Origin of the sequence: Streptomyces lothianensis (genome assembly GCF_047779955.1) — a bacterium.
In the GTDB taxonomy this organism is placed as follows: Bacteria; Actinomycetota; Actinomycetes; order Streptomycetales; family Streptomycetaceae; genus Streptomyces.
Genome location: NZ_JBLMKT010000041.1, coordinates 212,120 through 225,780 on the forward strand (window position 1 = coordinate 212,120; position 13,661 = coordinate 225,780).

Genomic DNA, 13,661 nt, shown 5'->3' on the forward strand with positions numbered 1-13,661 from the left:
ATTACGTGCCCACGTCAGTGATCGACGAGATGTGATCAGGCCTGCTGAACCATCAGGCAAAAGGGGACAACCACAAGAAACTTTCCTGCCTCCTCCCAGGTTTGAGGCGAGGTTGATGCGAATGCCGTCACCGTGGCGGGCGGTGTGTCCGGGTTCGGCATGCGGAACACACCACCCGCCGTGACGCGGTGATCCGATGTCAGCACATCGGAAGTTGGCTTGAAATCGACCCTCAGTTCACCGGCTGGTACACCCGCTCCACCCGCTGTGTCCCGGTCTGTGTGCGGTACGAACGGGTCCACTCGGAAGTGGCGTCCACGTGCGTCTTGTCCGAAAGGACGTAGTAGTCCATCTGCGTGTGGTCCGGGGTCACGTTCAGCACGCCGTAGCCGTGGCTGTCCATGTCCACCCACTTCACATGGCGGTTGGCCGCCCGGACCGCACCGGCCGCGAGCAGCGAGACGGTGTGCGGGTCGACGCCGAGGTAGTCGTCGATGTTGTCCGAGGTGACCGAGGTGACGACGAACTCGGACGCGACCGACCGGGAGAAGAAGGGATACAGGCCGGCCTTCTGCGGTACGTCGTTGGCCCAGGCCATGTGGATGTCACCGGTCAGGAAGACGGTGTCGTCGATGCCGTGGTCCGCGAGGTGCGCGAGCAGTTCCTTGCGGTCGTCGGTGTAGCCGTCCCACTGGTCGACGTTCACCGCGATGCCCTCCTTGGGCAGACCAAGCAATTCGGCCAGCGGTGCCAGGAACTGGGCCGGTACCGAACCGAAGGCGACCGGCGAGATCATCACCGAGGTGCCGACCAGCTTCCACTGCGCCTGGGACTGCACGAGCCCCTTCTTCAGCCAGTCGAGCTGCGCGCGGCCGGTGATCGTACGCTCCGGATCGTCCACCGCGCCGCTGCCGATGGACGCCTGCTCGGAGCGGAAGGAACGCAGGTCGAGCAGGTGGAGATCGGCCAGCTTCCCGTAGCGGATGCGCCGGTAGACCGTTCCCTCGGTCGCGGGCCGGACCGGCATCCACTCGAAGTAGGCCTGCTTGGCGGCCCGTATCCGCTCGGCGTACGGGCCCTCGGTCTCCGGCGTGTGGTTCTCGGCGCCGCCCGACCAGGCGTCGTTGGCGACCTCGTGGTCGTCCCAGATCGCGATCACCGGGTGGCGCGCGTGCACGGCCTGCAGATCGGCGTCCGTCTTGTACCTGCCGTGCCGCAGCCGGTAGTCGGCGAGCGTGACGATCTCGTGCGCGGGCTGGTGCGGCCGCAGCACGTCGTCCGTGGCCGGGTAGCCGCCGCTCTTGTACTCGTATATGTAGTCGCCGAGGTGCAGCACCGCGTCCAGGTCCTGGCGGGCGGCGAGATGGCGGTACGCGGAGAAGTAGCCCGCCTCGTAGTTGGCGCAGGAGACGACGCCGAAGCGGACGTTCGAGGCGTCCGACTCGTAGGCGGGGGCCGTGCGGGTGCGGCCCGTCGGTGAGGTGGTGGGGCCGGCTATGAAGCGGAAGTAGTAGTCGGTGGCGGGGCGCAGGCCGCGCACATCGGCCTTGACGGTGTGGTCGCTCGCGGCCCGAGAGGTCTGGGTGCCCTGTGCGACGATCCGGGCGAAGGCCTTGTCCTCGGCGAGTTCCCAGCGCACCTCGGTGTCGGCGCCCGCCCCGGAACCGGGGGTGGCGTCATGGCTCGGTGTCACGCGGGTCCACAGCAGGATGCCGTCCGGCAGCGGATCGCCGGAGGCGACACCGTGCAGGAAGGCGGGGGCCTCGGCGGCCACGGCGGGCAGTGCGCCGGCCACGAGCGGTGCGGCCACGGCGGCGGTCGCGGCGGCCTTGACGACCGTACGACGGCGGGGATGCGAGGCGGAGTTCGCCCGGTCTGGGTTATGGAGTCTACTGGTCACGGGCGCTGATATTACTGATCGGTAGAACAGAAGAGCGGGCGAACCGGGAAAGTTCGCCCGCTCTTCGACTACCCTTCGCGCGCGGCTACTTGGTGACGCCCGCTTCCTTCAGCGCCGCGGCCCAGGCCTCCGGGCTCGCCGGTGTCTCGATCTTCTTGTTGTTGATCTTGATGGTCGGCGTGCCCGTGACGTCCTCGGCGGCCTGGAACGAGTCGCTCATCTTCACCGCCCACGGGTCGTACGTCCCGCTCTCGACGTCCTTCCGGAAGTCCTTGTTGTCCTTCAGTGCCTCCACGGTGTCCGCCACCTCGATCAGGTAGTCGTCCTTCGCGAAGTCGTCGGTGGACTCGGCGGGGTGGTACTCCTTCGAGTACAGCGCCGCCTTGTACTCCAGGAAGGCCTCGGGGCTGACGTTCAGCGCCGCGCCCAGCGCGCTCAGCGCGTTCTTCGAGCCCTCACCGGTGAGGTTGTTGTCGAGGAAGGTGCCGATCGTGAAGGAGAGCTTGTAGTCGCCGTCCTTCATGCCCTTGTCGATGGCCTCGCCGATCGACTGCTCCATCGAGGCGCAGGCCGGGCAGCGGGGGTCCTCGTAGAGGTGGACGGTGTTGTCCTTCGCGTCACCGATGGTGACGGTCGAACCGTTCTTGCCCGAGGCGTTCGCCGGCACGACGACCGCGGCGTCGGCGGCCTTGTCCCAGTGGGACGGCTGGTTCGCCTGCATGATCAGATAGCCGGCGCCGCCCGCGACGGCGAGGACACCGATGATGCTCGCGCCGACGATGAGCTGCCGGCGTGCCTTGTCCTTCTTGGCCTGCAGCTCCCGCTCGGCCCGCAGCCGCTCGCGTGCCGCCGCCTTGGCCTGCTGGCTGTTGCGCTTGCTCATGACTTCAGTCTCCGTAAAACGTGAAAAGGATGGTTCTGCCCGGCCGGTGACCCGCCAAGCGGCCGTCCGCGCGGGGCGGAGGGGCTCGGCTCAGCAGGCGGCCGGCCGCGGCGGACCGCGCCGGCCCACGCAGTGGGCGATGAGCAGCGGAGACAGGGAGCGCGGCTGCCGCGCGGCGCGCGGCAGCGGGCGTACGCGCGCGGGCCGCGAGGTGACCGCGGCCACCGCGATCGCCAGCGGCCGGAAGGCCACCGCGGCCATCGCCCGCACCAGCTGGGCGAAGGCCCGCTCACCGCGCCGCAGCCAGGCCGCGGCGCCCAGGCCGATGGCGATGTGGGCGGCGAGCAGGTACCAGGCGGCCGCGGGATCGGCCGAGGCGAGCAGCTCCGAGGCCGGCCCGGGGCCCGCGCCCGCGACCTGCGCGAGCGGGGCGCCCACCTCGGAGCCGCCGCACAGGACGTCGAAGCCGAAGGAGCGCAGGGTGCCGGTGACCGGGCCGCCGGTCTGCCCGTAGCAGACGTGCTGGCCGGTGGTGAAGACCGTGTCCGCGGCGAGTTCGAGCGGCACCACGAGCGCCGCGATCGACCAGAAGCCGCGCTCGCGTCCGGCGAGCAGATACGCGAGCACGAACACGCCCCCCGCCACCGCGGCGAGCGTGCCGAGCGGCAGCGGGACCTGGGAGAGCAGCACATGGGAAGCCGCGGACAGCGTCACGACCAGGGCCGTGAAGAGCGCCGCCCGCAGCATTCTCGGCTGCGTCCCAGACATGTCCATCCCCGCGAGTCTGCCAGACGGAAGCGTAAAGCCCGCTTCAGTGGTTCCTGTGAGCGCTCGGACCCTTGGAAGCTGTTGTCGGACCCCGCTTCCTACAGACCCGGAATCCGACCGTTACGGAACAGGTCGACGAAGATCTGGTGGTCCTGGCGGGCCCGCGCCCCGTACGCGTGCGCGAACTCCACGAGGAGGGGTGCGAAGCCCTCCTCGTCCGCGGCGATCGCGGCGTCGATGGCGCGCTCGGTGGAGAAGGGCACGAGGCCCGTGTAGCCGCTCTCGTCGTCCGCCGCCGCGTGCATCGTGGCGGTCGCCCGGCCCAGGTCAGCGACCACGGCCGCGATCTGCTCCGGATCGTCCATGTCCGACCAGTCCAGGTCCACGGCGTACGGCGAGACCTCCGCGACCAGCTGGCCCGCGCCGTTTAGCTCGGTCCAGCCCAGCCACGGGTCCGCGTGCGCCTGCAGGGCGCGCTGCGAGATCACCGTGCGGTGGCCCTCGTGCCGGAAGTACGAGCGGATCGCCTGGTCCGTGATGTGCCGCGAGACAGCGGGCGTCTGGGCCTGCTTCAGGTAGATCACGACATCGTTCTCGAGGGCGTCCGAATTGCCTTCGAGCAGGATGTTGTACGACGGGAGCCCGGCCGATCCGATGCCGATCCCGCGCCGCCCCACCACGTCCTTGACGCGGTAGGAGTCGGGGCGGTCCAGGGAGGACTCGGGAAGGGTCTCCAGATAGCCGTCGAAGGCGGCGAGTACCTTGTAGCGGGTGGCCGCGTCCAGCTCGATCGAGCCGCCGCCGGGCGCGAAGCGGCGCTCCCAGTCACGGATCTCGGTCATCGAGTCGAGCAGCGAGAAGCGGGTCAGCGAGCGGGCGTCGCGCAGCGCCTTCAGGAGCGGGCCCTCGGCGGTGTCGAGGGTGAAGGGCGGCACCTCGTCGTCCTTGGCGCCGGTCGCGAGCCGGTGGATGCGCTCGCGGTAGGCCGCCGCGTAGATCGTCACCAGCTCGGAGATCTGCTCGTCGCTGAGCGCCTTCGCGTAGCCGAGCAGCGCGACGGAGGCGGCGAAACGCTTGAGATCCCAGGTGAAGGGGCCGACGAAGGCCTCGTCGAAGTCGTTGACATTGAAGATCAGGCGGCCCGTGGAGTCCATGTAGGTGCCGAAGTTCTCCGCGTGCAGGTCGCCGTGGATCCACACCCGCCCGGTGCGCTCGTCGAGGAACGGGCCGCCGTGCACCTCGCGCTCCAGGTCGCGGTAGAACAGGCAGGCGGTGCCGCGGTAGAAGGCGAAGGCGGAGGCCGCCATCTTGCGGAACTTCACCCGGAACGCCGCCGGATCCGCGGCGAGCAACTCACCGAACGCGGTGTCGAAGACGGCGAGGATCTGCTCGCCGCGCTCGCCGGCGTCCGTCTGCGTGACCGACATTCCTGGTGCCTCCTGGTGCATGAACCTCGGGACAGATGTTCCGCCCGTACCAACGCTCGAAGGTACCCCCGAGTGCCCGCGGTCTGTCAGTGGCCGGACGTAGACTTCATGGCCGTCACCCCCATCAGTCGCCCGCCCGTCACCCGACCACCACCCCTCATCGGGGCGCTTCACGCCACAGTGTTCGATTCAAGTTATTCCGGAGGTCCTCGACCGTGACCAAGCCGCCGTTCACGCACCTGCACGTGCACACCCAGTACTCGCTCCTGGACGGTGCCGCGCGGCTCAAGGACATGTTCAAGGCGGCGGGCGACATGGGCATGACGCATATCGCCATGTCCGACCACGGCAACCTGCACGGGGCGTATGACTTCTTCCACTCCGCGAAGGGCGCGGGCATCACCCCGATCATCGGCATCGAGGCCTATGTCGCCCCGGAGTCCCGGCGCAACAAGCGCAAGATCCAGTGGGGCCAGCCGCACCAGAAGCGCGACGACGTCTCCGGTTCGGGTGGTTACACCCACAAGACGATCTGGGCGGCGAACAAGACCGGGCTGCACAACCTCTTCAAGCTGTCCTCGGACGCGTACGCCGAGGGCTGGCTGCAGAAGTGGCCCCGGATGGACAAGGAGACGATCTCCCAGTGGTCCGAGGGCCTGATCGCCTCCACCGGCTGCCCCTCCGGTGAGCTGCAGACCCGGCTGCGCCTCGGCCAGTACGAGGAGGCCCGCAAGGCCGCCGGCGAGTACCAGGACATCTTCGGCAAGGACCGGTACTTCCTGGAGCTGATGGACCACGGCATCGAGATCGAGCGCCGCGTCCGCGACGACCTCCTGAAGATCGGCAAGGAACTGGGCATCCCGCCCCTGGTCACCAACGACTCGCACTACACCTACGCGCACGAGGCCACCGCCCACGACGCCCTGCTGTGCATCCAGACCGGCAAGAACCTCAGCGATCCGGACCGCTTCCGCTTCGACGGCACCGGCTACTACCTGAAGTCGACCGAGGAGATGTACGCCATCGACTCCTCGGACGCCTGGCAGGAGGGCTGCGCCAACACCCTCCTGGTGGCCGAGCAGATCGACACCACCGGCATGTTCGAGAAGCGCGACCTCATGCCGAAGTTCGACATCCCGGAAGAGGGCTACACCAACGTCACCTGGTTCAAGGAGGAAGTGCGGCGCGGCATGCACCGCCGCTTCCCGAACGGCATCCCGGAGGACCGCCAGAAGCAGGCGGACTACGAGATGGACATCATCATCCAGATGGGGTTCCCGGGGTACTTCCTCGTCGTCGCCGACTTCATCATGTGGGCGAAGAACAACGGCATCGCGGTGGGCCCGGGCCGAGGCTCCGCGGCCGGTTCGATCGTGGCGTACGCGATGGGCATCACCGACCTCGACCCGATCGAGCACGGACTGATCTTCGAGCGCTTCCTCAACCCCGAGCGCGTCTCCATGCCCGATGTCGACATCGACTTCGACGAGCGCAGGCGCGTCGAGGTGATCAGGTACGTGACGGAGAAGTACGGCGCCGACAAGGTCGCCATGATCGGCACGTACGGCAAGATCAAGGCGAAGAACGCGATCAAGGACTCCGCCCGCGTCCTCGGCTACCCGTACGCGATGGGCGACCGCCTCACCAAGGCCATGCCCGCCGACGTGCTCGGCAAGGGCATCGACCTCTCCGGCATCACCGACCCCTCGCACCCGCGCTACAGCGAGGCCGGCGAGATCCGGGCGATGTACGAGAACGAGCCGGACGTCAAGAAGGTCATCGACACCGCGAAGGGCGTCGAGGGCCTGGTCCGGCAGATGGGCGTGCACGCGGCAGGCGTGATCATGTCCAGCGAACCGATCATCGACCACGCCCCGGTCTGGGTGCGGCACACCGACGGTGTGACCATCACACAGTGGGACTACCCGCAGTGTGAATCGCTCGGCCTGATCAAGATGGACTTCCTGGGCCTCAGGAACCTCACGATCATGGACGACGCCGTCAAGATGGTGAAGGCGAACAAGGGCATCGAGCTCGACATGCTCTCGCTGCCGCTCGACGACCCCAAGACCTACGAACTGCTCTGCCGCGGTGACACGCTGGGCGTCTTCCAGTTCGACGGCGGCCCGATGCGTTCGCTGCTGCGCCAGATGCAGCCCGACAACTTCGAGGACATCTCCGCCGTGTCGGCCCTGTACCGACCGGGCCCGATGGGCATGAACTCGCATACGAACTACGCGGAGCGCAAGAACGGCCGCCAGGAGATCACGCCGATCCACCCGGAGCTCGAAGAGCCCCTGAAGGAGACGCTCGGCCTGACCTACGGCCTCATCGTGTACCAGGAGCAGGTGCAGAAGGCCGCCCAGATCATCGCGGGCTACTCGCTCGGCGAAGCCGACATCCTGCGCCGCGTGATGGGCAAGAAGAAGCCCGAGGAACTGGCGAAGAACTTCACCATCTTCCAGGAGGGTGCCAAGAAGAACGGCTACTCGGACGCGGCGATCCAGGCGCTCTGGGACGTTCTGGTGCCCTTCGCCGGATACGCGTTCAACAAGGCGCACTCGTCCGCGTACGGACTTGTCACCTACTGGACCGCCTACCTCAAGGCGAATTACCCGGCCGAGTACATGGCCGCCCTTCTCACCTCGGTGAAGGACGACAAGGACAAGTCGGCCGTCTACCTGAACGAATGCCGCCGCATGGGCATCAAGGTGCTCCCGCCGAATGTCAACGAATCCGAGCCGAACTTCGCGGCACAGGGCGACGACGTCATTCTCTTCGGGCTTTCCGCAGTGCGTAACGTCGGTACGAATGTCGTCGAGTCGATCATCCGCAGCCGCAAGGCGAAAGGGAAGTACGCCTCCTTCCCCGACTACCTCGACAAGGTCGAGGCCGTCGCCTGCAACAAGCGCACCACGGAATCCCTGATCAAGGCCGGCGCCTTCGACGAGATGGGCCACACCCGCAAGGGCCTCACCGCGCAGTACGAGCCGATGATCGACAACGTCGTACAGGTCAAGCGGAAGGAGGCCGAGGGACAGTTCGACCTCTTCGGCGGCATGGGCGACGAGGACGGCGGGGACGAGCCGGGCTTCGGGCTCGATGTCGAGTTCTCCACCGAGGAGTGGGAGAAGACCTACCTCCTCGCGCAGGAGCGGGAGATGCTCGGCCTCTACGTCTCCGACCACCCGCTCTTCGGCCTGGAGCATGTCCTCATGGACAAGGCCGACGCGGGTATCGGGCAGCTCACCGGCGGCGACTTCTCCGACGGCGCGGTCGTCACCATCGGCGGCATCATCTCCGGGCTTCAGCGCAAGATGACCAAGCAGGGCAACGCCTGGGCGATCGCCACCGTGGAGGACCTCGCGGGCTCCATCGAGTGCATGTTCTTCCCCGCCACCTACCAGCTGGTCTCGACCCAGCTCGTCGAGGACGCCGTGGTCTTCGTCAAGGGCCGCCTGGACAAGCGCGAGGACGTGCCGCGCCTGGTCGCGATGGAACTGCAGGTGCCGGACCTGTCCCACGCGGGCACCAACGCGCCCGTGGTCATCACCATCCCCACGGTCAAGGTCACCCCGCCGATGGTCAGCCGTCTCGGCGAGATCCTCGGCCACCACCGGGGCAACTCCGAGGTGCGGATCAGGCTCCAGGGTGCGCGCAAGACGACCGTGCTGAGGCTCGACCGGCACCGCGTACAGCCGGATCCGGCGCTCTTCGGCGATCTGAAGGTGCTGCTCGGCCCGCAGTGCCTGGCCGGCTGACCGTTCCCGTGTGACCGTCCTCGTACGACCAAGGGGCGCGCCCTTCGCGGGCGCGCCCCTTGCGTGTGCCTGGAACGGGGGCCCTGTCAGGGCCCGGCCGTGTGTCAGTTGTGGCCGAACTTCTTCTGCTTCTTACTGCGCTCAGCGAACTGCGATGGGCTCGGCGCCTGCTCGGCCGTGGATTCCATCTGCTCGGCGCCGCGCTCGCCCGACTGCTGCTGCGCACCGCGCTGCTGCTGGGCGCGCTGCTGCTGACGGTTCTTGTTCTTGGCCATGGTGATCTGCCTCCTGAGGGGGATCTAGGGGCCAGGACCGCGACCAGATTCACATATGCTGACATCACGCGCATTTCAGAGAATTACGGTGTGTGATAAAGGCTGTCGGTGCCGTGTTCGTGTTTACGCCACGCCGAAGATCCAGTTCCGGCCGTTAAGGTCCGTGGCTTCGGGCAGACTCGAAGACAACCCCGTTGTAAACCCGCCCCGCATTCCCGTCGTCCGCGGGAACGCCTCGGGCCTTTTGGGAAGAGGGTGGTACGCGTGGACCGCTGTGTTGTCCTGGTGGACGCCGGATACCTGCTCGGTGCCGCCGCGAGTCTGCTTGCCGGAGAACCCTCACGATCACGGATCACCGTCGATCATGCCGCCCTCATCCAGGCCCTGCGCGAGCGCGCCGAATCCGATACGGAGCAGCCGCTGCTGCGGATCTACTGGTTCGACGGCGCCCCCGACCGCGTACCGCAGCCCGAGCACCGGCGGCTGCGTGTGATGCCCCGCGTCACCGTGCGCCTCGGCGCCCTGACCCGCAGCGACGGGCGCTGGGCACAGAAGGGCGTGGACGCGGCCATGCACGCCGAACTGACCGAGCTCGCGCGCAACCGGGCCTGCTCGGACGTGGTGCTCGTGACCGGGGACGGGGATCTGCTGCCCGGACTGATGTCCGCGAAGGAACACGGCGTCGCCGTGCACCTGTGGGCGGTGCAGGCCGCGGACGGCGACTACAACCAGTCCGAGGACCTGGTCGCCGAGGCCGACGAACGGCGGGTGCTCGACCGTGAGTGGATCACCCGGGCCGTACGGGCCAAGGACATCGGCGGGATCTGCGCACCGCAGCCCGCGCCCCGCCCGGAGATCGCCGCGATCCTCTCGGCGCCGCTCCCGGACTCCTCGCTCGCCGCGGCGGCGGAACGCGCCGCCGGAGCGAGCGAGCAGAATGGTTCCGCCGCCGAGCACGCCTCCGCGGAACGGCACGCGCCGGCGAAGGGCGTGCCCACGCCGAAGGACCTCGCGGCCCTGCGCGGCCCCGGCAGCCAGGCGGCCCAGCACCCCACGAACGCGACCCTGCGCTGGTCCTCCGACAAGGGCTGGATCGACCGGCCGGGCACGGCACCGGAACCGGCCGAGGTCGCCGCACTGCCGACGCTCGCGCAGCTGACGAGCGCGGAGCAGCGCTGGGCGGACCGCGAGGAGGACATCACGACCGTCGGCGGCGACCCGTACGAGGTCGGGCAGGTCTTCGCCCGGCGGTGGCTGGCCCGCCTCCCGGACGCGGAGGGCGACGGCCGCCAGAAACTCTCCGTCCTCTACCCGCGCATCCCGCACCGCATCGACGGCGAGCTCCTGCGCTACGCGGCCCGCTTCGGCCTGCTCGCCCACAAGGACGACCAGATCGACGAGCACGACCGCTACGCGATCCGGGCGGGCTTCTGGCGCGAGATCGACGTCCCGGCGGCGAGCACGAACCCACCGCCCGGCCCCTCGGGCCCGTCCGGCACACCCAGCCCGTCCGGCACCTCCAGTCCGTCCGGCATCTGAGGCCGGGCTCGGGACGGGCCCGGTCCGGCATTCCAGCCCGTCCGGCGTTTGAGGACGAGCGCGTTCAGCGCGATACGGGGGCAGGGGGCGAAGCCCCAACAGGGGGTCCAGGGGGCGAAGCCCCCGGGTGGCCAACCCCATGGCCAACCCAACCTGGGGGAGGCTCAAGGGGTCGAGGCCGTGTGCGGGTCGGTGGGGGGCAGGCAGGGCGCGGCGCGGCCGGGGTGCCGTGCCCACCCTTCCCCAAGCTCTCAACTACGACCCCAAGCTCTTCGAGCAGGGGGTACCCCCTGAGCAGGGGAGACCCCACTCGCCCTGCGGCATGACTGCCCACGGCGGTGGGCACCGCTGCCCACGGAGGTGGGGAGGAGCCCCGTACGCGCACCCGGCCCGGGTGAAACGGGGGCCGGGGGCAAACCAACCCCCTGCGTTCCCGTAGGCTGGCTCGTCGTGAGTGCGCGAGCCCGACCGGACACCGCCGACGCCGTATGCGTCGTGCGTGACCTGGTCAAGACCTACCCCGCCGCACGCGGGCGCCGCGGCGCGCCCGCGACCCCCGAGGTCAGGGCCACCGACGGCATCACCCTCGACGTCCACCGCGGCGAGATCTTCGGCCTGCTCGGCCCCAACGGCGCCGGCAAGTCCACTCTCGTACGCCAGCTCACCGGCCTGATGCGTCCCGACTCCGGCAGCGTGGAGATCCTCGGCCACGACATCGTGCGCCACCCCGAACGCGCCGCCCGCATCCTCGCGTACCTCGGCCAGGAGTCCACCGCCCTCGACGAGCTGACCGTCGCCCTGGCCGCCGAGACCACCGCGAGACTGCGCGGGCTGCCGCTGCGGCAGGCCCGCATCGAGCGGGACGCCGTGATCGAGGAGCTGGGGCTCGGCTCCCTCGCCTCGCGCCCGCTCAAGAAGCTCTCCGGCGGCCAGCGCAGGCTCGCCTGCTTCGCCACCGCACTCGTCGGCGAGCGCTCCCTGCTCGTCCTCGACGAACCCACCACCGGCATGGACCCCGTGGCCCGCCGAGCCGTCTGGGCGGCCGTCGACCGGCGCCGGGCCGAACGCGGAACCACCGTGGTGCTCGTGACACACAACGTGATCGAGGCCGAGACCGTACTCGACCGGGTGGCCGTGATCGAGGAGGGCCGGGTCATCGCCTGCGACACCCCCGGCGGCCTCAAGAGCACCGTCGCCGGAGAGGTGCGCCTCGAACTCGTCTGGCGGGAGAAGGCACCCCTGGACGTGCCCGAGGTGTCCGCGCTGCGCGGCTCCGCGCAGGAGACGGGACGGCGCTGGACGCTGCGGCTCGGCCCCGAGGAGGCGCGCGCGGCCGTGGCCGCCGTCACCGGCGGCGCGGCCTTCGCAGCACTCGACGACTTCACCCTGGCCACCCCGAGCCTGGAGGACGTGTACCTCGCGCTCGGCGGCCGGACCGACGGAGCAGAGGGGCTGGTCAAGGCGTGAGCGTGGTGCCTGTCGAGACGGTCGCGGGGCGCACGGCGGCCGGTGCCGCGGTGCGTGCACAGGAGGCCGGGCTGGCGCCGCGCGCGCGGCTGCTGCCCTCGCTCGCCGCCGTGTACCGCGCCCAGCTCTCCCGCGCCCGGGTGGCCCGTATCCCGCTGCTCTTCGTGGCGACCTTCCAGTCCGTCGGCATCATGGTCCTGATGCGCGGGGTCGTGGACGGCGGTTCGGAGGCCCGGGCCGTGGTCGCCGGGTCCTCGGTGCTCGTCGTCGCGTTCGTGGCACTCAATCTGCTCGCGCAGTACTTCGGCCAGCTGCGGGCGAGCGGCGGGCTCGACCACTACGCCACGCTGCCCGTGCCACCCTCGGCCGTGGTGCTCGGAGCGGCGGCCGCGTACGCCTCCTTCACCGCGCCCGGCACCGTCGTCACGGCCGTCGTCGGCAGCGTCCTGTTCGGGCTGCCGATGGCCCATCTGTGGATCCTGCTCGCCGTCATCCCGCTCGCCGGAGCCGCCCTCGCCGGTCTCGGCGCCGCGCTCGGGCTGCTCGCACCGCGGCCCGAGCTCGCCACCCTCCTCGGCCAGCTGGGCATGTCCGCGGCGCTGCTGCTCGGGGTGCTCCCCGCGGACGGCATGCCCACGCTCCTGCAATACGCACGGGACCTGCTGCCCTCCACCTACGGCGTCGAGGCGCTGGCCCGTACCTTCGACACCGGACCCGACTGGACGGCCGTCGTGCGCGACCTCGGGGTCTGTGCGGCGGTCGGCGTGGCCTCCCTGGCCGCCGCGACCTGGGCGTACCGCAGGGCCGCCGTGCGCTGAGCGCCTGTTTCCGAACGCCGCTGCCCCGACCTCCGGGCGAACGACGGGGGTTCGGAAACGGGCTCTGGGCCGCCGGTATCCACCGATCGGCGGCCCACCCCTGGGCGCGCCGACGGCGCCTGGCACGATGGCAGGGTGACCGCACCGCTGACGCCGCCCCACAAGCCGCACCCGAACCAGCCGAGCGTGCCCTGGCAGGCACCGCCGCAGGTGCCCATGGCCTCGTACCACGACGGCGGTCCCGGCTTGCGGACCGAGCTGCGGGACGCGGTCCTGATCGCGCTGGGGACGGCGCTGACCGGTGTGGTGCTCGCCCTGCTGTGGGTCTGGCTGACCCCGCATGTGCCGCTCGTCTCCAACGGCGAGGCCGTCTTCCTCGCGGACACCGAGGGGGAGCAGGCGATCGGCGCCGACGGAACGTTCATCCTGCTCGCGCTTGTCTGCGGCGCGGTCACCGGTGCGCTGGTTTTCCTGCTGCGCAGGCACGGCGGAATCCCGCTCGTGGTCGCGCTGACCGTGGGCGGTGTGCTCGCCTCCGTGGTCGCCTGGCGCCTCGGCCTCGAACTGGGGCCCGGCGACGATGTCGTGGCGCGCGCCAAGGAGGCCGGTGAAGGGGTGCCGTTCGACGCGCCGATCGAACTCGGTGCCAAGGGCGCGCTGATCGCCTGGCCGATCGCCGCGACCGCGGTGCATCTGGCGCTGACGGCGCTGTTCGGGCCGCGCGATCCCGAGCCGCAGCCGGTGCACGCCGCGTGGGACGCCGCTGCCCCGAACCCCGAGGACGGGTACGGGACGCCGCACGCGCCCGGTCAGTAGGAAGCGC

At 69.8% G+C, this 13,661-nt stretch carries 10 protein-coding genes; 5 read left to right on the plus strand and 5 right to left on the minus strand.

Features of this window, described 5'->3' with window-relative positions; genetic code table 11:
• Nucleotides 1-232 precede the first annotated feature (232 nt).
• The 4 genes from ACLF6P_RS15615 to ACLF6P_RS15630 form a co-directional block, all read right to left on the minus strand.
• Nucleotides 233-1,900, minus strand: a complete 1,668-nt coding sequence (locus tag ACLF6P_RS15615) for an alkaline phosphatase D family protein (RefSeq protein WP_415950876.1) — start codon at nt 1,898-1,900, stop codon at nt 233-235.
• A gap of 85 nt (nt 1,901-1,985) precedes the next feature.
• Complete coding sequence (locus ACLF6P_RS15620; RefSeq protein ID WP_415950877.1) at nt 1,986-2,783, minus strand: DsbA family protein; 798 nt, start codon at nt 2,781-2,783, stop codon at nt 1,986-1,988.
• A gap of 90 nt (nt 2,784-2,873) precedes the next feature.
• A complete protein-coding gene (locus tag ACLF6P_RS15625; protein ID WP_415950878.1) occupies nt 2,874-3,557 on the minus strand; it encodes a hypothetical protein in 684 nt (227 codons plus the stop codon).
• Nucleotides 3,558-3,649: 92 nt separating this feature from the next.
• Complete coding sequence (locus tag ACLF6P_RS15630) at nt 3,650-4,978, minus strand: DUF2252 domain-containing protein (RefSeq protein ID WP_415950879.1); 1,329 nt, start codon at nt 4,976-4,978, stop codon at nt 3,650-3,652.
• A gap of 215 nt (nt 4,979-5,193) precedes the next feature.
• On the opposite strand from ACLF6P_RS15630, the gene dnaE reads away from it, so the two are divergent.
• On the plus strand, nt 5,194-8,739 hold the full coding sequence (gene dnaE, locus ACLF6P_RS15635) for a DNA polymerase III subunit alpha (protein ID WP_415950880.1): 3,546 nt from the start codon (nt 5,194-5,196) through the stop codon (nt 8,737-8,739).
• Between the two features lie 104 nt (nt 8,740-8,843).
• Here the strand turns inward: dnaE and ACLF6P_RS15640 are convergent, their stop codons facing one another.
• A complete protein-coding gene (locus ACLF6P_RS15640) occupies nt 8,844-9,014 on the minus strand; it encodes a hypothetical protein (RefSeq protein ID WP_415950881.1) in 171 nt (56 codons plus the stop codon).
• Between the two features lie 264 nt (nt 9,015-9,278).
• Here ACLF6P_RS15640 and ACLF6P_RS15645 point away from each other — a divergent pair, with 264 nt between their 5' ends.
• The 4 genes from ACLF6P_RS15645 to ACLF6P_RS15660 all read left to right on the plus strand — a co-directional run bounded on the left by ACLF6P_RS15645 (nt 9,279) and on the right by ACLF6P_RS15660 (nt 13,654).
• Complete coding sequence (locus ACLF6P_RS15645) at nt 9,279-10,553, plus strand: NYN domain-containing protein (protein WP_415950883.1); 1,275 nt, start codon at nt 9,279-9,281, stop codon at nt 10,551-10,553.
• Between the two features lie 450 nt (nt 10,554-11,003).
• Nucleotides 11,004-12,020 carry an ABC transporter ATP-binding protein gene (locus ACLF6P_RS15650; RefSeq protein ID WP_415950884.1) on the plus strand — a complete coding sequence of 339 codons (1,017 nt, stop codon included), beginning with the start codon at nt 11,004-11,006 and terminating at the stop codon, nt 12,018-12,020.
• A gap of 5 nt (nt 12,021-12,025) precedes the next feature.
• On the plus strand, nt 12,026-12,838 hold the full coding sequence (locus tag ACLF6P_RS15655) for an ABC transporter permease (protein ID WP_415950965.1): 813 nt from the start codon (nt 12,026-12,028) through the stop codon (nt 12,836-12,838).
• A 135-nt stretch (nt 12,839-12,973) separates the two neighbouring features.
• Nucleotides 12,974-13,654: a DUF2567 domain-containing protein gene (locus tag ACLF6P_RS15660; protein ID WP_415950886.1), complete on the plus strand. Its 681-nt coding sequence runs from the start codon at nt 12,974-12,976 to the stop codon at nt 13,652-13,654.
• The last annotated feature ends 7 nt before the right edge of the window (nt 13,655-13,661 follow it).

Bases quoted from the DNA above. Each gene is read 5' to 3' on its own strand.
- ACLF6P_RS15620 (WP_415950877.1), bottom strand. From the start codon at position 2,783: ATGAGCAAGCGCAACAGCCAGCAGGCCAAGGCGGCGGCACGCGAGCGG.
- ACLF6P_RS15625 (WP_415950878.1), bottom strand. From the start codon at position 3,557: ATGGACATGTCTGGGACGCAGCCGAGAATGCTGCGGGCGGCGCTCTTC.
- ACLF6P_RS15630 (WP_415950879.1), bottom strand. From the start codon at position 4,978: ATGTCGGTCACGCAGACGGACGCCGGCGAGCGCGGCGAGCAGATCCTC.
- ACLF6P_RS15640 (WP_415950881.1), bottom strand. From the start codon at position 9,014: ATGGCCAAGAACAAGAACCGTCAGCAGCAGCGCGCCCAGCAGCAGCGC.